Annotated in this window: 13 protein-coding genes and 1 pseudogene; 12 read left to right on the plus strand and 2 right to left on the minus strand. The window is 71.2% G+C overall.

The window, feature by feature from the left end:
• Positions 1–1008: pseudogene (locus BMX65_RS33205) on the plus strand (hypothetical protein); the annotation flags it as partial.
• A 120-nt stretch (positions 1009–1128) separates the two neighbouring features.
• Here the strand turns inward: BMX65_RS33205 and BMX65_RS30850 are convergent.
• Together BMX65_RS30850 and BMX65_RS30855 are read right to left on the minus strand one after the other, a co-directional pair.
• Positions 1129–1518, minus strand: coding sequence for a helix-turn-helix domain-containing protein (locus BMX65_RS30850; protein ID WP_075003653.1), 390 nt, complete (start codon positions 1516–1518; stop codon positions 1129–1131).
• On the minus strand, positions 1515–2060 hold the full coding sequence (locus tag BMX65_RS30855) for a winged helix-turn-helix domain-containing protein (protein WP_075003654.1): 546 nt from the start codon (positions 2058–2060) through the stop codon (positions 1515–1517). The genes BMX65_RS30850 and BMX65_RS30855 overlap by 4 nt, the downstream gene beginning before the upstream one ends.
• Positions 2061–4570: 2510 nt before the next feature.
• Between BMX65_RS30855 and BMX65_RS30865 the strand changes: the two genes are divergently transcribed.
• From BMX65_RS30865 to BMX65_RS30905, 11 genes are all read left to right on the plus strand, one after another.
• Entirely contained in the window at positions 4571–4957 is a 387-nt protein-coding gene (locus tag BMX65_RS30865) for a hypothetical protein (RefSeq protein WP_075003656.1), read from the plus strand.
• A complete protein-coding gene (locus tag BMX65_RS30870; RefSeq protein WP_075003657.1) occupies positions 4954–5772 on the plus strand; it encodes a relaxase/mobilization nuclease domain-containing protein in 819 nt (272 codons plus the stop codon). Before BMX65_RS30865 ends, BMX65_RS30870 begins: the two co-directional genes overlap by 4 nt.
• A 108-nt stretch (positions 5773–5880) precedes the next feature.
• On the plus strand, positions 5881–6684 hold the full coding sequence (locus BMX65_RS30875) for a hypothetical protein (protein WP_204357594.1): 804 nt from the start codon (positions 5881–5883) through the stop codon (positions 6682–6684).
• A 1382-nt stretch (positions 6685–8066) separates the two neighbouring features.
• Positions 8067–8234, plus strand: a complete 168-nt coding sequence (locus tag BMX65_RS33140) for a hypothetical protein (protein WP_177214388.1) — start codon at positions 8067–8069, stop codon at positions 8232–8234.
• A gap of 93 nt (positions 8235–8327) precedes the next feature.
• Positions 8328–9524 carry a JmjC domain-containing protein gene (locus tag BMX65_RS30880; RefSeq protein ID WP_075003658.1) on the plus strand — a complete coding sequence of 399 codons (1197 nt, stop codon included), beginning with the start codon at positions 8328–8330 and terminating at the stop codon, positions 9522–9524.
• On the plus strand, positions 9458–10318 hold the full coding sequence (locus tag BMX65_RS30885; protein ID WP_079172161.1) for an aldo/keto reductase: 861 nt from the start codon (positions 9458–9460) through the stop codon (positions 10316–10318). Before BMX65_RS30880 ends, BMX65_RS30885 begins: the two co-directional genes overlap by 67 nt.
• A gap of 672 nt (positions 10319–10990) precedes the next feature.
• Positions 10991–11383: a hypothetical protein gene (locus BMX65_RS30890; RefSeq protein ID WP_075003659.1), complete on the plus strand. Its 393-nt coding sequence runs from the start codon at positions 10991–10993 to the stop codon at positions 11381–11383.
• Between the two features lie 1051 nt (positions 11384–12434).
• On the plus strand, positions 12435–12563 hold the full coding sequence (locus tag BMX65_RS34070; RefSeq protein ID WP_275435259.1) for a hypothetical protein: 129 nt from the start codon (positions 12435–12437) through the stop codon (positions 12561–12563).
• A 463-nt stretch (positions 12564–13026) separates the two neighbouring features.
• A complete protein-coding gene (locus tag BMX65_RS30895) occupies positions 13027–13284 on the plus strand; it encodes a hypothetical protein (protein ID WP_075003660.1) in 258 nt (85 codons plus the stop codon).
• Positions 13285–13822: 538 nt separating this feature from the next.
• Positions 13823–14209, plus strand: a complete 387-nt coding sequence (locus tag BMX65_RS34075; RefSeq protein WP_075003661.1) for a hypothetical protein — start codon at positions 13823–13825, stop codon at positions 14207–14209.
• A 1074-nt stretch (positions 14210–15283) separates the two neighbouring features.
• Positions 15284–16588 carry an MFS transporter gene (locus BMX65_RS30905; protein ID WP_162637705.1) on the plus strand — a complete coding sequence of 435 codons (1305 nt, stop codon included), beginning with the start codon at positions 15284–15286 and terminating at the stop codon, positions 16586–16588.
• The last annotated feature ends 404 nt before the right edge of the window (positions 16589–16992 follow it).

Consider the following 16992-nt stretch of genomic DNA (forward strand, 5'->3'; position numbering starts at 1 on the left):
ACCCGACTCCGCGCCCGCTACGGCCGCTCCTGGCGCCGCAAAGCACCCGTCGAAGCACTCATGCCCCTCAAACTCACCCGCTACGGCATCCCGCTCGCGCGGACCGTGTCCTCGGAGGAACTGCGCGCTGACGCCCCCGCAATGCTCGGTGCACACGCCTCCGCAGAGCACGCCCCGCTCGACGACTCCCCGCCTCAGGCACCGAAGACCGCCGAGGCGCTCACCTCGCGGCCCGTGGCTGCCGCAGAGAGCCGTCTGCTGAAAAGACTCTTGCCGACCCGTGACGCGAGCCGGGCTGTTCCGGCGGGGGAGAGCCGTTCCGCACACCCGGTGGTCGAAGCACCGGCGGCGGACGAGGCCGCCGCTTCCCGGGCCGAGGGAGCCGGTTCGGTCGAGCGTCTTCCCGAGCGGCAACCAGGGCGGCAACCAGGGCGCGAAGCAGAGCCGGACACGCCGAGCAGTACCGCGGTACGCGCGCGGACACCGGGGGAGAGCAGCGACAGTCGGAGCGGCGGTATGACGGCTCCTGCGGAAGGCCAACAGCACGCAGCCGTCCTCCCGCAGGAGCAGCCGGAGGGCGCCGTCAGCAGGAAAGAAGAGCCGCACGGGGCAGGGCAGGTGCTGCAGCCGGTGGGGGAGAGGGGCCCGACTCTCGTCGACCGCTACTACGAGGCGTGGGCCGAACTCACCGACAAGCTGGGGGCCGAGCCCGATGTGCAGGACCTGTCCGATCACCTCTGGGTGAGGGGTATGGCAGGCCGGGGCGGCGGCCGGATCAGTCCGAGTACGCTGCGCCGCTACCGCATGGGCTGGCGGATCTACCGGGTGTGGGCGCGGTACCTCGAGGACCACGACGGTGCGGAACCGTCTCTCGGCGAACTGGAAGAGCTGTGTGCCGAGCACGCCATCCGGTCCAAGGGTGGACGGGGTGAGCGACTGGCGCAGCCGGACCTGGCGGGCCATCTCACCGACTTCCGGCGCCGCTATGCCGCCCTCACCGGCCGGTGACCGGTTGCGCGGGTGCGCACGGAGCCGCGGCTGTACGCACCCGGCCGGCATTCTGCGGACATACGCGACCGCTGTCCTCTCTGGTCGCGTAGGCACATGGTGCTCAAGAGCGGTGTCTGCTCACCGGCCCTCGGCGTCGTAGGCGCTCGGCAGGTAGCTGACACTCGCCACGGCTGAGTAACTGCCCGGCTCGGTCGACCGGACTGCCGAAGCGATGACACGCGGGCCGACGCGGTAGAAGGTCACCCGGCCCATGCGGTAGGACACCTCCAGCCAGCCGTCCTCGACCAACCGGCGGATGCTCTTGCCGGTGTTGGGCGGACTGAGTTGGACGGCCCCCGAGATCTCCTTGGCCGTCTTGCGCACTGTCTCACCCAGCGGCACCGCCGTCGCGTAGTAGCTCAGTACGCGGAAGTCGGCTCCGGGAGCCTCGGCGGTCCCCAGCAGCAGCGTGTGCATCAGTTCGGGGGTGAAGGGCAGTTCGGACTGCGGTGTCGCGGGAAAGGTCACACGGCCTCCTTCTTCCGGGGTCCCGGTGGGGCCTTCGGCGCGGGAACCACCGGGTACCGGGCGTCCCGGACGGCTCGCGTCTGGTCGGATGCCGAACCGTCGAAGGCAGCGCGGGGGTTGATGCGGTAGAACTTCATCCGGCCCACCTTCTCGGCCTCCAGCAACAACCCGCCTGCATGCAGCCTGCCCACCGACCGTGCCACCGTATCGGGCCGGATGCCGAGGGTCTGCGCGATCTCCTTGAACGTCATCCGCAGAGGCTCGGCGCGCTCGGGCGAGTGCGCCACGTAGAACCCGAAGATGTCCCGGTCGTTCTGGCGGTATCCGCTGTCCTTGTGCCAGACCTTCCTCATCAAGGACTTGGCGACGTTCACATGGCGTCCCGCATAGGGCTGCCAGTCGTACCGGACCCCCGGCAGTACCGGCCTCTCCCGCACCTCTCCCTGCTGGAACGATTCACGGTCCAGCAACTCGAGCTGCACGATCTCACCCGTCCCGCGGTCGACCGCCGGTAGCCGCCGGACTGCGCTCGACTGCCCCATACCCCTCCTCTCACCTGCAATGTTGCCCATAGGCAACACGAATACGAGGACCCTACTCAGCAGTTGCTTATAGGCACGTCACTGCCGCGTCACAGCTTCTCACGGCGGCGAACTGAAATCGAACACTGATTGCCCATAGGCAACTGCAACTTCCGAAACCGTCATTCGAAATACGAAACAGAGCTATTCCGCACCGCTTTGACCTGCGGAAATGCTGTTCTCCTCTAAAAGCACAGACGTCCCCCGCAGGCGACCTGCTGGAGTCAGCCACCTTCACCGAGGTCTGAAGCCGCAGAGCCGCACACGTGGCCCGCGCGAAGCAGGCGGCTGCGCCGCGGATCCCCCATTCCTGCCCTGGACATCCGCCACGCAGTGGTTCCCCCGCGTGATGGCGGCTTCGCCGCGACAGGACAACCCTCCACACTCTCTGCCGCCCAACCCGCGCATCCCTGTGCCGGCACGGAAACGTTCTGCCGACAGGCGAGCAATCCACGGCCGGCAGGGACGAGTTGCTTCATGCGCGTCGCTTCCTACTGTCCTCGATCACGGACTTCCCGGCTCCCGGCCCCCGCCCGGCAGCGCAGGCACAACCCGTCACTTCCCATGGCGGCCCGCCCCCCAGGGCAACCCGAACCGTTCGTACCCGGACAGGAATCCGCACGTGCGACTGCACGAGCCCCGAGCGGACGGCCCGTCACGTGGCCCAGGCGATCGGAAGCTGCACCCAGATCCGCCCGATGCCGGCCTCCCGACTCACGGCCCGTCATCCGCGCACGCCCGGCCTCCTCGAGGGCGGCCAGACGTGCGGCCAGTGCCTGGCCGGCCGCCGCGGCGCCGGCCTCGGCGGCATCCGTCCGGGCCCGCGCCACCGCCCGCCCGACCGCCTCCCGCGCCTCCGCCACCGAGGTACCGGGCACCGCGGCCCAGGCCCGCACGGCCACCTCGACCAACTCGGCGACCTCCTCGTCGACTGCCTTCGATGCCCGTGCGCACCCGTCACAAGGCTCCCCGTCCGCACCCGGCGCTGCTCCGCAGTACGCACACGGCGGAGGCTGGACGTCCTGCTGCTGCCCTCCGCGCCGAGCGTGTTCGGCCCGCCTGTCCTTCTCGCGCTCCGCACAGGCCCGGCACGCCGTCCCGTCCTCCAGGCGGCCGTCCTCGCACCGCGGATCCGGGCACGGCCCCGCCCGGACCAAGGCGACCGCGGCCCCCACCGGCCTCTTGAGCGCTCCGGCAGCCAGCAGCCGCCCATAGCCCTGGGAGACCCACCGGCGCCGTATCCGTTCGACCAACCGGTTCGAGCTCACCGTGTGCAACTCCCGCTCGACGGCGGCGACCAGAGCGCGGGGGCGGTCCGTGCGCGCGGTGGCCCGCAGCGCCTTCCGGAGATCGTCCGGAAGAGCCAGCAGCACCTCCTGCACCCGGCTGCTCACGAGAAACGATCCACCGTGGGCCCGGCCCCGGCCTCCTGTGGGCTCCAGTCCCCGCACCCCACCGCCCGAAGGGGCCTCCCGGTGTTCAGCCGTCTCGCCGGACACAGACGACCCGCCGTCGGGCCCGGACGCACCGAGCAGCGCGGCACCGGCCGTCCGAGCGAGCACGTACGCCGTCGGAGCCGCGCTGCCACCCGGTTCTGCGGGCCGGTCACGTACCAGGTAGCCGAACTCCTCCAACTCCCCGAGAGCGGCCCGGGCCGCCGCAACGCTGTCCGTGGCGTACTCCGCGGTGCGCTCTGCAACCGTGGCCCCGCCGAAGCCGAATTCGGGTGTGGTGATCAGCCCGAAGAGTCCCTTCGCCCTGAAGCTCAGCCTCTGGTCCCGGAAGACGAGGGCACGCAGGCGCATGAGGGCATCAGCATCCAGCGGCTTCCGGGGGCCGGATGCCAACCCCCCGACTGCCGTGCTGCGGTGAGTTGCGTCGGCTTCCCGGCCGACGGGTGAAGCGGCAGCCATAGCACTCTCCTCTGTGCCGAACCGCAGTGCGGAAGCTCGAGAACCGCGGCGCCCCCCTCCCGGCAGGGACCTGGGCCACTGCTGAGGGGAGGGGGACAGCGCCGACAGTTCGTGAGCGGGGCAGGCCGACCCGCTGTCACGACGACGACCCCGCTGCAGAGGCACACATCAGAAGGAAGTGCGGATCATCGCCCCCCCGGCCTCTGCGCCCAGCACAGTGGAGCTCACACCTCACCGTTCACACAACACTTCTGACGCCGCATCTGATCACACAAGCCACTCAAGCCACAGGCGTGACATCGGACAGTGGCTCTCGCACCACCTGACCAAGGGTCAGGACGTTCGCCGCCTGATGTCCGAGGACCGCCACACCAGCGACGGAGCCGCCCGGCCCCGGAACCGTCCCGTCGCTGTATGACCCCCACCACCCGAGCCGCGACCGCCGGCCCGACCGACCTCCTCCTTGCCAGGAACCGCCCGCTCATCTGCCCGTCGCGCAACCGCACTACGGTGGTGCCGCGTCACGTCAGTGACCACTGAGCCGAGGGGGGACACGACATGGTGCGGGGGAAAGCGGACAGCAAGCGCACGCACTGCGTCAGCGTGCGGCTGAACGCCGAAGAACTCACGCGCTGGCAAGGAGCCCGCCGGCAGACCGAGCGCAAGGAACTCGGCGCATGGGTCCGCGCCGTCGTCGAGGAATCCCTCCACGGGCGACCCGGCGTCCCCGGCGACGTCCCCCGCGTGCCCGAAGTCAACGAGAACGCCTACACGTACCTCGTCCAGGCGGCGCAGGACCTGCGAAGCCTGATCAGTCTCGCCCAGGAGCAGGGAGCCGCACTCCCCGCAGACACCGACGCGACGCTCGCCCGGCTCGGCAACGCCGCACTCCAGGTGCGCGGCCTGCCCGCAGCCCCCGAGAGCTCCGCCCGGCCGCCGCGGTGATCGCCAAGATCACCAAAGGGCGCCGCGCGGACCGCGCCCTCCGCTACGACTTCGGCCCCGGCCGCGACGAGGAACACGTCAACCCCCGACTGGTGACGGGCAACGTCCCCGGCACCGTCGAGCAACTGGCACATCTCATCGACGCCCATACCGCCCGCCGCAGCGACATATCCCGGCCGATCTGGCGCTGCGCCCTGCGCGCGGCCCCCGACGACCCGATCCTGGCCGACCCGACCTGGGCCCGGATCGCCGAGCGCTACGTCACCCGAATGGGATACGGCAACTGCCCCTGGGTCGCCGTGCGGCACGGTGACGACCACATCCACCTCACCATCAGCCGGGTGGACTGGACCGGCTGGCTGGTACGGGACGCCTTCGACTACCACCGCTCCTGGCCCGTCGTCCGCGACATCGAGCGCGTATGGAAGCTCGTCGACGCCGAGGAACGCAGCAACCGCGTCGCTCCCCAGGTCACGCGTCCCGAGCGCGCCGCGAGCCGGAGCAGGGGAGCGCCCCGCCCCGAGCGCGAAGAACTCCGCGTCCGTATTCGCGCCGCCCGCGACACGACCCGCGCCCGCGGCAGGGACGCCTTCGAAGGAGCCCTCACCGAGGCCGGAGTGGAATGGCGCACGCATCCCTCCGCCTCGGGAGGCATTCGGGGCTACTCCTTCAGCCTGCCCACCTGGCGGGACCGTGACGGCGGACAGATCTGGGTAGCCGCCTCCAAGGTCGCCAAAGACCTGTGCTGGCCACGACTGCACGCCGACCTTGTTGCGAGTCCGGCCCTGGACCCGCCGACAGACAGCCCCGCCTGAGAGAGGCCCGGCCGGTTGTCAGAGCCCCACGAGACACTGGAAACGGGGGTCCTGCTCGTCGGCCTGCCGTCACACTGCGCGCGAACATGTCATGCGGAGGGAAGTGCTGTGAGTCAGAATCGTGCCGACTTCGGCCCTGTGCAGCTCGCCCGCTGGCTGGGCATCGAGGAGTCACAGTTGCGCCGTGCGCAGAACCGCGGGCTGATCCCGCCGCCCGACATCGACGACAAACGCTGGTCCTACGCCCTGGCGAAGACTCTCCCCGACCGCGTCGACGACATCGTGGCCGCTCTTGAGCCGCAGCGGGAGGAGCCGGCGATTCCTGCCCCCGGCAGCGGTCCGGCGGTTCCCCGGGCGCGTGGCGCACACCGGGCCGAGACGATGGGTCCGGTGCAGCTCAGCCGTTATCTGGGCTTGAAGAAGTGGCAGCTGCAGCGCGCTCAGGAGCGGGGGCTGGTCCCGGAGCCCGACACCGAGCAGAAGCGCTGGTCGAAGGAGTCGGTCGCAGCCCTTCCTGACCGGGTCGACGAGATCCTCGCCGCCGTAGGCGACCACCCCGGCCTCGGCTCCGAGAAGGCCGCGGAGCACCTGGCGCAGCGCACCGGCCTGGAGGTGGAGCGGGCCGACATCCAGTTGCTGGCCGAGCAGGGCACCTTGCGACCCGTCGGTGACTTCCGCGGGTGGCCCCTGTATGCCATCGCGGACCTGGACGGCCTGGACCCGGCGGACGTCACCGCGGCCATCTCCGACCGGCATGCCTGGGTCGAGGCGAGTCTGAGCAGCGAGGAGTCGGCGCAGCTGCTGGGCTGGCCGGTCGGAAAGTTCGAGGTCACCGCCGAGCGCCACGGGCTGACCCCCGGCCGCTTCGGCCGCTATGCCCGTGGGGGAGTGGAACGCCTGTCAGAGCAGTAGGGCAGTCGGTCAGAAGAGAACGCCGGAGGGGCGAGGGAGCAAGGTGCTCCCTCGCCCCTCCGGCGTTGCAGCGACTCCCCTCCCAGACCCCGGCAGAGAGGAGGTCTGGGAGGGGAGAAGAGAGAGGGGAGGAGGAGCGAGCTATGCAATAGGGCTTCGGTTATCGAGCAGTAGGGGGCTGGTGGGGCTCGCGGGCTCGGTGGTGGTGGCTGTTCCGGGGGTGTGCGGCTGTGCTCGGTCGCCCGGGGTGCGTTGGGCGGGTGCCGTGACTGGTCGTCCCTCCCGGGGGTTTGTCCTTCCAGGAGTTCTCGGAGTCCCACGAACGCCGGGCGAGGCCGCCCCGAGTCGTCGCCGGAGTCATCTGGCGTGCCGTCGGTATGGCTCATGCGTCCCGGCCGGTGTCTGTGCACCGTCGGTGTCGGCTCGCCCGCGGTCCATGGCACTTGCGGTTGCGTGGTTCTGGCTGTCCGTGTGCCATGCGCCTCTCCGCTGTGCCACTCACCGCGGTGGGTGGCACAGCGCGGTGGTTCCGGCTGAGGACGCTGCTCGTCTGCCGACGGAGGGTGGGGATGGCGGTGGCCGAGTGCGGGCGGGTGGGGTGTGCACCGGAGGTTGCTGGTGTTGCGGGTGCGGTGGGCTGGCGGGGATGCCGGTGTGGGCGAGGTGCTGCGGTCTGGCGGGTGGTTCGGGGGTACGGCGCGGGGTGGCGCAGGGGTTCTGCGCGGATGGCGCCGGCTTCCTTCACGAGTCGCGGAGCCGGATCTCCACGCTTCCAGGGGGCGGTCTGCTGCGGGTGGGAATGCCGATGCTCACGAGGCCAGGAGGCGCTGCCGCAGTGGCCCGAGTGGTGCTCCGTGACGGTGTCGAGGCTGCGCCGGTGGCCACGTGGCTGCGGTCGGCGGCTGTCTTCCCCGCCGCCGATGACGGGCGATGCCCGAGGCAGCAGAAAGCGTGTCCGTGGCGGGCGGCGCACGACGCTGGTGAACAGCAGGTCGGCGAGGGCCGCTCAAGTGCCCCGCCGAACGGCTGCACATGTGCTGCATCTGTGACGTCTGACGCTGCTTCCCTGCATCTGGCCAGTCAGTGGACAGCGGTGCTCATGGAGCGCACTCGGAGCAGGAGGCGTTCAGCCAGGCCCTTTCCGGCACTTGAGCCTGGCGGATCGGCCGGGGGGCCGCAAGGAGAGCACTTGCGGCCCCCCGGCCGATCCGCCTTCTCGGCTCGTGCCGGAAAGGACCCGGCTGGACGCCTCTTCGTGCCCCTCGTGGGGCGGCGCCGCGTTGCGGCGCAAGAGGAGGGGCGTTCATTTCGGCTCTCTCCTGATGTGGGAGAGCCGGTCTCCTGCCCCAGAGCGGGGCGGGAGCCAGCGGAAGGAGCACGAGATGAGCGTGCAGGACCAGACGCAGCCCGCCACTCCGAATGCGCTCGTCCTGGGAGTGGAGGAGCTGCTCGTCGTCCAGGACCGGTACGACAGCCTCCGGTCCGACAACCAGGGCAGCTCCGGCGACGCTCCCTGGCCGGGCGGTGACGGCAACCTGAGCGACCACTGACGGTCCCGGTTCCGGCGGGGGTCGGCGCGCTGTGCCGCGTCGGCCCCCGCCGGGCTTCCGTACCCATCAGCGAACTCTCTCCAGGAGGAAGAAATGGAACACCAGTTGGTGAAGGCGATCGAGACGGCGCTCGGTTGGAGCGGCGCGGACGAGCTCGGGAAGGGCTTCGCACGGGGGAACATCGGTGACCCCGAGCTTCTCTCCCGGGTCCTGACGCCGAACCGGCTGCTGGACATCGCGATGCGCAGGAGCCTCTACCGTCCGCAGTTCCGGCTGTTCCAGGACGGCAAGGAGGTGCACCCGGGTGAGTACTTCACCGACACGGTCAGCCCCCGGGGCCAGAGCATCCCGATGGTGAACATGCAGCGGCTGGGCGGACTGCTGCGGGAAGGGGCGACGCTGATCGTGGATCAGCTCAACACCTTCGACCCGACGATGGAGGCCGCCTGCCGGTCCCTGCAGTGGTGGTCTCACGAGCGGGTGCAGGTGAACGTGTACCTGACGACGAACGAGGCGTCGGGCTTCCCGCTGCACTGGGACGACCACGACGTGGTGATCGTGCAGCTCGCCGGCGAGAAGGAGTGGGAGGTGCGGAACACCTCCCGGCCGGCCCCGATGTACCGGGACGCCGACCCCAACACCACTCCCAGTGAGGAGGGCGTCTGGTCGGGGGTCATGAAGCCGGGCGACGTCATGCACATCCCGCGGGGCTTCTGGCACCAGGCGACGCGTAACGGCAGCGGGGCCGGCTACAGCCTGCACGCGACGTTCGGCTTCACCAAGCGGACGGGGGCGAGCTACCTCGCCTGGCTGGCGGACTGGTGCCGGCAGCGGGAGATCTTCCGGTACGACCTGGACCGGACCCCCGGGGCCGACACGACGGAGCTGCAGGAGGCGGCTGCGCAGTTCGTCCGCGAGACCTCCCCGGCCGACTACCTGGCCGCGTACGAGCAGCAGCCGTTCACGACGCGGGACGTGCCCTTCGTGGAGATCTTCGGGCCGCTCGAAGGGGTGGTGTGCACCACCCACTTCCGGCCGGAGATCGAGCTGAAGGGTTCGGTGGTGTGCGTGACCGCCGCCGGACGGAAGATTCTCTTCGCCGAGGAGGCGCTGCCCGCTCTGCGGCTGCTGCTGAGCGGTGGCCCCGCCGACCTGCAGGCCGTGGAGACGGCGGTGGGCTTCGAGGTGTCCGAGGTTGCCGAGACCCTGGTGAAGGAGGGACTGTGCGCGCCGCTCATCCCCGAGTTGTCCTCGGGCTTCACCGGTCTCGTCACGAGCCCGCTGTCCTGAGAGAGGCGCTCGACCTGGGGGTCGGGGCTCTCGATACGAGCTCCAACTACCTGGGGTTCCGTTCGCACGAGACGTTGGCGCGGGTCGCCGCCGACCTGTTGCCGCGGTTCAGGGTGTCGACGAAGGTCGGGTACTTTCCGGTGCCCGGCCGGGCGTCGGAACACTCGCTGGACCCGGAGCGTCTGCGTGCGGCGGTGGAGCGCGCGGCCCGGGACCTGGGGCGGGAGCCGGATGTGGTGCTCTTGCACAATCCGGAGCACAGCCTGTCAGCAGGTCCCGAGGCGGAGCGTTGCGAGCGGCTGGCGGCTGCCTGCCGCGTGCTGGAGGAGGCCGCCTCGAGCGGTGTGTGCGGGTCCTGGGGCATCTCGTCCTGGGACCCGCGCCCTCTGGGCGCGCTCGCGGTGAGGCTGCCTCGTCCCGACGTCCTGATGGTGCGCTGCGGCCTGCTGGTCAGGACCGAGGTCCTCGAGTCCGCTGAGCTGCTCGCCGCGAAGCTGGGGCCGTCGCAGCTGTGGGGGATGAGTCCCTTCGGCGGCGGCGCGGCAGACTCCGTGTGGGAGCGGTTCGACCCGGGGGTCTTCCTGCGCGAGGCGGAGCGGGCCACGGTGATGCAGGCGGCGTTCCGCGCTGCCTGCCGCCTCCCCGAGGTGGATGCGGTGGCGGTCGGTACGGACAACCCTGTCCATCTGCGGGAGCTGGTGGGTTCGCTGGCTCTCGAGGTGGACGAGGAGGTTGTGATCAGGTATCGCCGCCTGCTGCAGGAGGCTGCCGGCAGGAGCCAGGACCGGCAGTGAGCCGGGCTGCGGGCCCGCGCGTGCGCGGGCCCGCGACTCCGTATGAGGAAGGGCGCCACCACGACCGGCCGGGCCTGGAGACCAGGTCCGGCCGGTCGTGTCCGAGGGGAAGTCCGGGGCGCGGTCGACCGACACGGGTGTCGGTCCATCGGTGGGCGGGTCCCCGAGCGTTGCGGTGGTCTCCGTCGGGGAGCGGATGCAGGGCCGGGCCCTGGCCGACGCGGCGCTGTGTGCGGCAGACGGAGCGCGGCACGGGCGGGGTGATCTTCTGCGTGGTGAGGTCCGCCGTCATCGGGGGGCACCGCTGTAGGGTCACGATCCCCCGACCGGCTCTGCGGCTCGGCGGGTCTGCTGAGGCCCGGCCGTCCGTGGCGGCGCGTACGGGACCCCGCCCCGGTGAGAGCGGGGTGTGGCCCCGGGCGTCGGCTTGCCTGGGTGTTCTTCCGGTCCCCGGCGGTGAGGGGTGACCACTGCTGTGGTGGGGGGCTCTGCGCCCCCCTTCCCGGTGCCTGAGCCTGCCCCACGCCAGGGCGGGGGGTCAACCGAGCGAAAGACGCACTCGGTTGACCCCCCGCCCCGACGCGGCGCTGTCGGCCGATCACCGGGAAGGGGACCACAGAGCCCCGGGCCGCAGCAGCGGCCATCCCTCCCGGTCACCGCACAGGAGGAACCGTGGAAGAGATCACCGTCGAGCAGGCGCTGCAGGTCCTGGCCAAGAAGCTCCCCTACTTCGCCACGGCGACCGGGCACGTGGCGAGGACCTTCGTGAACCAGAAGGGCGACTGGGCGACGCTCACCGTCCGCGTGACGAACCAGAACGAGGCGACCCGGCGGGAGGACGACTACATCTCCTTCGTCACCACGAACCGCGGGTGGATCGACGTCATCACGTCGCTCGGAAAGGGTGACTTCGTGAGCGCCCTCAGCCTCGAGTACAAGCACGGGGCCAAGAGGCCCAACGGGACCTACGGCAGCGACCAGCTGGTGCTCAGCGAGGTCGTCGTCCGCCGGAAGGCCGAGGAGCCGGTGGCCACGCCGAAGTTCCTGCAGGGCCTGGTGAAGTAGTCGGCCCCGGGAGGGGGCGGCAGCCCGCTGCCCCCTCCCGCTCCGCAAGGGCGGTCCCTGGGCTGAGGGGCCGTCCTTCGGCGTGTCCGGCTCGCCGCAGCGCGGGGCTTCCCCTTCCGGGCGGCCGCATCCGGCCGTCCTCGACAGTCAGAAGTCCGCAGTGAGTACGAACGTCATGTCGGGTGCGCCCACCGCTTCCGTGCAGCCGTCGGCTGCACGGAAGCGGTCGGCGCGGCATGGTTCCGCTCCGCTCGAAGTGCTGGTGGAGGTCGTTGTCGCGGCCGGTCGGGTTCGGCTGTCGCGGGTCCGCCGCGGGTCAGTTGGCACGTGCTCCCCTGCTGTGTGCACCGGGGAGCCACCGAGCCACGCGTGACCGCGTCGGCTCCCCGGCGAGCTTCCCCTGCCTGCCCTCCGGCGTTCGGTGCCGGGGCGGCAGCCCTCCGCGGGAGCCGTGTTCGGCCCTGCCCGCCGCTTGCAGCCTGCGGCAGGGGTGGGGTGGCCGCAAACGGAGAGCGTGTTTGCCCCCACCCCGCCCCTGCCGCTCGTCGGCTGCGCCGGGCAGGGCCGAACACGGTCCGCCTCCTGGACGGAGGCCACCGTCCGGCACGACCGGAGGAGGAGTACCCCCATGAAGGAGCAGGACGCCAAGGACACCGACGGCCGTCAGACCGACGACCTTCCCCGCCTGACCCGGCCCCCGCGGCCCGGTGGCGGCGGGTCCGGCCCGGACGAGAGCTGAACCCGGCCCGGCCGGACAGTCGGCTCCGGTGCTGCCGATTGCGGCGGCGCCGGAGCCTTCGTCGTGTTGCTGTCGCCTCAGCACCCGCCTGCCGGGCTCGGGACAGTCAATCGTCGGTGACCGCAGGGCGGCGCCCTGCGGTCCGTGGTGGGCCCTGCCCGCCGCTTGCAGCCTGCCCCGGGGGCGGGGCGGCCGCAAACGAAGAGCGCGTTTGCCCCCACCCCGCCCCCGGGGCTGATCGGCTGCGCCGGGCAGGGCCCACCACGGACCGCACCAAGCGGCCTCCCCTCTCCGGCGGAGAGGACTCACGTCATGAAGCACCTCACGCGGAAGATCGTGCAGACGCTGGCGACCCTGAGCAACGCATGCCCGAGCAGGGAGGGCGGCAGCTGCGTGTACCTCCTGGGCCGGTGCCTCAAGTGCAACGGGAGCGAGAGCTGAGCCGGCCGCTGTGAGGCCCGGCGCCCGCCGCTCTGCGGTGGGCGCCGGGCCTCGTCCGGTGTCCGTGGCGCGGGGCCGCTGCTCGCTCCGCGCACCGCGGCCCTGCCGAGAATCGCAGCGGCCCGCTCTGCAAGAGGCGCCTCGGCTCCGGTGCTGCCGATCGCGGCGGCGCCGGGCCTGGTTCGTGCCGGGGGCCGACCGGATGCCCGTTGCGCGGAGCCGTCGTCCGTGACTCCGGCTCTGGTGCCGGTCGCCGCCCCCTGCCGCGGCTGCCGCCGGGCGCGGGTGGGCGGTGGCCCCTGCCCGCCGCTTTGAGCCTGCGCTCCGCCGGGGCGGGAGGCAACCGGACTCGTTCCTCCCCCGGTTGCCTCCCGCCCCACCGCAGCGCGGTCGGCACGCGTCGGACAGGGGATCACCACACGCCGCGGACAGCGGCGGGGTCCCTTTCCAAGAAGGAGGGAACATGAACAGGCGCCTGATCACGACGGTGGTCATGGCCCTCGTGCTGGTGCTCGGCATGGTCTTCGTGGTCGCGCAGTGCCAGGCCGACGACGACGGCTGCAGCGACAACAGCCTCGGTACGACGACGATGCAGACCGTCGCGTTCTCCCCGTCCACGCACGGCGGGAAGTCCACCGTCAAGCACGACGGGAAGTCGAAGCCCGGGAAGCACCGCAGTGGTTCCGGCGGCATCTTCATCTTCCACGACGACTGCGACTGAGATCTGTCCCGGTCGCCGCTCAGCCGCACGAGCAGGTGCGGCTGAGCGGCCGGAGCCCGGGGGAGGGAAGGAGAAGAGCCCTGTGCCTGCCGGAGAGCCGGCGGACACAGGGCCCTTCTCGTGTTCCCGGGCCGACGCATGGCAGTACTCGACGAGTGTCCGACACAGGTCCCGTTCGGACGTCAGCCGCTGCCATCCGCCTACCGCGCTTGTCGGCCGCCTACCGTGCCGCGTGCTGTCCAGGGATGTCGAGACGTCCCGCACCTCGGCATCGACCAGACCCCCGGCGGACCGCGCCTCGCGCCAGTTCGCCCGTTCTCCTGCGCGGCTTTCGCAGACGCCTGTCCGGAGTGCCCTGGCCGGTCTGCCCTTCCCGCCCCACGAGCCTGCACCACGCCGGGACCGGGGGGCAACCACCGCTCCGCAGCGGTTGCCCCCCGGTCCCGGCGCGGCGCGGACGACGTCGTGCCGGGAAGGGCAGAGCGCCCAGGGCGGCCCGCACGGGCGCTCCCCGGCTGTCTACAGCAGAGGAGCTGTCATGTTGTTCTCGGATTGCTACCGGCTCGTACTCAAGGGTCTGGTGGTCAGGGTCGCGTCCGCGGGAGTCCCGGACGAGGGCAAGGGAACGGTCGTCCTTCAGGTGGAGGTCCCCCGGCAGGGACGCCGGCCGTGGGAGCAGCGCTCGGACTCGTGGATCGTCGAGGTCCCCACCGAGCAGCTGGAGGCCGCCCAGGCCCTCTACGCCCCGGAGGGCAAGGCCATGCGGGACGTGGAGTACCGGTGGGTCTCGGTCGAGATCGGCGCGGGACACCTCAAGAAGTCGAGGCCGTTCGCCTGGCTGCGCCGCCTTCTGCGGCAGCCGCTGGAGATCGGTGACGTGAGGCGGGTGGAGTTCGCCGACCTGTACGAGGACGAGACCGTCTAGGACGTCACGGTGTCGGCAGGCCCCGGTCTCCCACTTCGGTGGGAGGCCGGGGCCTTCTCGTGTGTTGTTCCGGGGCCGGGTTCCGGTCGGGAGCCGGCCTGGGGGCCGTGCGGATGCGTGGTGCGGGCCGGTGGCTTCCGCCGGCATGTCGCAGACGGCTCAGGTGAGTGCTGTCTGCTGCAGCAGCCGTCGGGGCACGGCGAGTGCCGTCCGGCCTGGCGGTCGACGTGTGTCGTTGCCCGACGCATGTTGTTTCCCGGGGTGCGGTGGTGCCTCGTACCGGATCGGTGCGGTAGCCGCGGAGGGTTGCGAGGCCGGGGCTCGTTGCGTGGGCCGGCTGTTCCAAGGGCGGGTTCCGTGGAGTGAATCCGGGGGCTGGATCACGTCGAGGGATGCGGCCTGGGCAGATGCCCTGCTGTCGGCGCGGTGGTCCGGGGGTGTCGTCTGCTGCTGTCTGCTGTCTGCTGTCTGCCGGCTGTTGGCTGTTGGCTGTTGGCTGCGGCGCAGGTGTCGGTGTCGGTGATCGTTCGGGAACGTTGCGGGCCGGGACGGTTGTCTGCGGGGCAACGGTGGTGCTTCTGCTGCGGTGGGCGGGTGTCGTGGCGGCGGTGACGACGCTTGTGGGGGACCTGCGGGCGAGGTGCTCGGACGTGTGGTCGTCCGGCTGGACAGCGGAACGTCCTCTTCGGTCGTGAGCTGTGCAGGTGGTCGCTCGTGAGCGTCGCGTGCGGGCGGGGAGGCCCGACGGTACGACGCGGCCGCCTCTTCCGTGGCTGCCCAAGGTCTTCTGAGGCCCGAGCGCAAGGACTTCTGAGACGCGATCGTCAGCCCGGCTCGTGTGGAGCCACGCCCGCCTGTTCCTCCCGCAGGACCGGGGCGCGGGAGGCCCCGACACCCCGCCGAGAACGACCCGGCATCGGAGCTTGACAGGTGGTGGAGGTACCGGGCCTTGCTGCGCTGCGCCCCGGTACCTCCACCACCTGTCCCTGGCACCCCTGCCGGGACGTTCCCGGCGAGGCATCGGAGCTCGTCTTCCGGGTCCGAGCCTCCTCTGGGATTGGAGGTGTCATGTTCATGGCAAGTTACAGCAGCTTGGCCCTGAGGTGGTCGCTGACGAGGCATTTCAGCCCGCTGACGTGGGTGTTGACCTCGCTGTTCACCGGGGTCATGGGCTACTGGGTCCTGACTCTGACGATGCCGTGGTTCGTGTTCTCCACGACCGGCAGCACGAGCCACGCGGGGCTGGTCGTCTTCGCCGAGGTCGCGCCGGCCGTCGTGGCACGGTTCCTGGCCGGTCCGGTCGTGGACCGTGTGGGACTGCGCAGGACGACATGGATCGGTGCCGCGGTACAGACGAGCTGCATCGCGGCGATCGCCGTGCTCGTCAGCATGGACGCGCTGTCCTTCCCGGTGCTGCTGGCGCTTCTGGCATCGTCGGGCGCTGCGAGCGGAGCGGCTCTTGTGGCGATGAACGGCCTGGCTCCTGCGGCGGCGCGGTACGTCGGCGTCGCCGAGGGCCGCGGTATCAGCCTGGGGACGGCGATGGCGACGGCAGGCCAGGTGTTCGGCCCTTCCCTCGGTGCGCTTCTGGCGCCGGTGCCGGTGATCGGCCTGTCCGTGGTGGCCGCGTTGTTCGCCGCGAACGCTCTGATCGTCGGTCTGGCGTTGCCGCACGGCATGGAGCCGGACCACGCTCAGGCGGACCCGGGCGAGGGCAAGTTCGGGTACTGGCGGAGTCTCCGCGAAGGGGTCAGCTACTTCCGCAGGGACGGCCTGTTGGTCAGGCTGCACGTGATGCTGGGCTCCATGGAGTTCCTCGTCGCGCCGATGAGTGGTGTGTTCCTGCCCCTGTGGGCCAGGGAGACCCACGCCGGTCCGGGAGCGATCGGGGCGCTCGTCAGCGCGGCGGCGTTCGCCGGGTTCGCGGGAAGCCTGGTCGCCGTGCCGGTCATCGAGCGGGTGCGGCCCTCGGTGATCATGGCCGTCGGTTACCTGCTGATCGTGCCTCAGCCGCTGGTGCTGGCCCTGGGGGCACCGACGTGGCTCGTGATGGTGTGCTGGATCGCTGCCGGATTCGCCGGAGCGTTTCCCTACTCGGTGGTGGGGAGGATCCTCTACCAGTGGCCCCCGGAGAAGTTCCGGAGCCGGGTCAGGTCCGTCGGCGGTGCGGCGTCCAAGACGGGCGGCGCTCTCGGCGGTCTCGTCGCCGGGCTGATCGTGGACCGCTTCGGACTGACCGTGCCGCTGCTCGTGGCCGCGGTCCTGTACCTCCTGGTGACCCAGAGCACGGTGCTCCGCAAGGAGGTCCGATCGCTCACCCCGAAGATCCGTGAGGACCGTCCGAAGGCAGGGCTCCTGGTGAAGGAGCCCACCGGGTGACCGGCTGGCCGCTGCCCACTCCCGTGGGCAGTGGCCGGCTGAGTGACCGCGGTCGGCGTACGGCCCGGGCGCCGTTGGGCACCGGGCTGTATTTCCTGCGGACGCGTCTTCCTGCACGACGCGCAGCACTCTTGCCGGGGGCCGGGGGCCGGGGGCCGGGGGCCGGGGGCCGGGGGCCGGGGGCCGGGGCCGGGCCCGGAGTCGGAAGTCGGAGCCGAGGGTCGGGGCGCCGCTCGTCGTCCTCCTCCCTTCCCCGAGCCGGTACTTGCTCCCCGTCCTGCGCACAGAGTCGGGTGGAGCATGGCCTGTGCGCGTCACTCGCCGCGTCGAGCGAGCACCGAGCACCCTGCTGACGTCCTCGCAGAGCATGCCCGCGCCGTTCCGAGGCGTTGCTCGGGTGCGAT

This window comes from Streptomyces qinglanensis (assembly GCF_900111245.1).
Classification (GTDB): domain Bacteria; phylum Actinomycetota; class Actinomycetes; order Streptomycetales; family Streptomycetaceae; genus Streptomyces; species Streptomyces qinglanensis.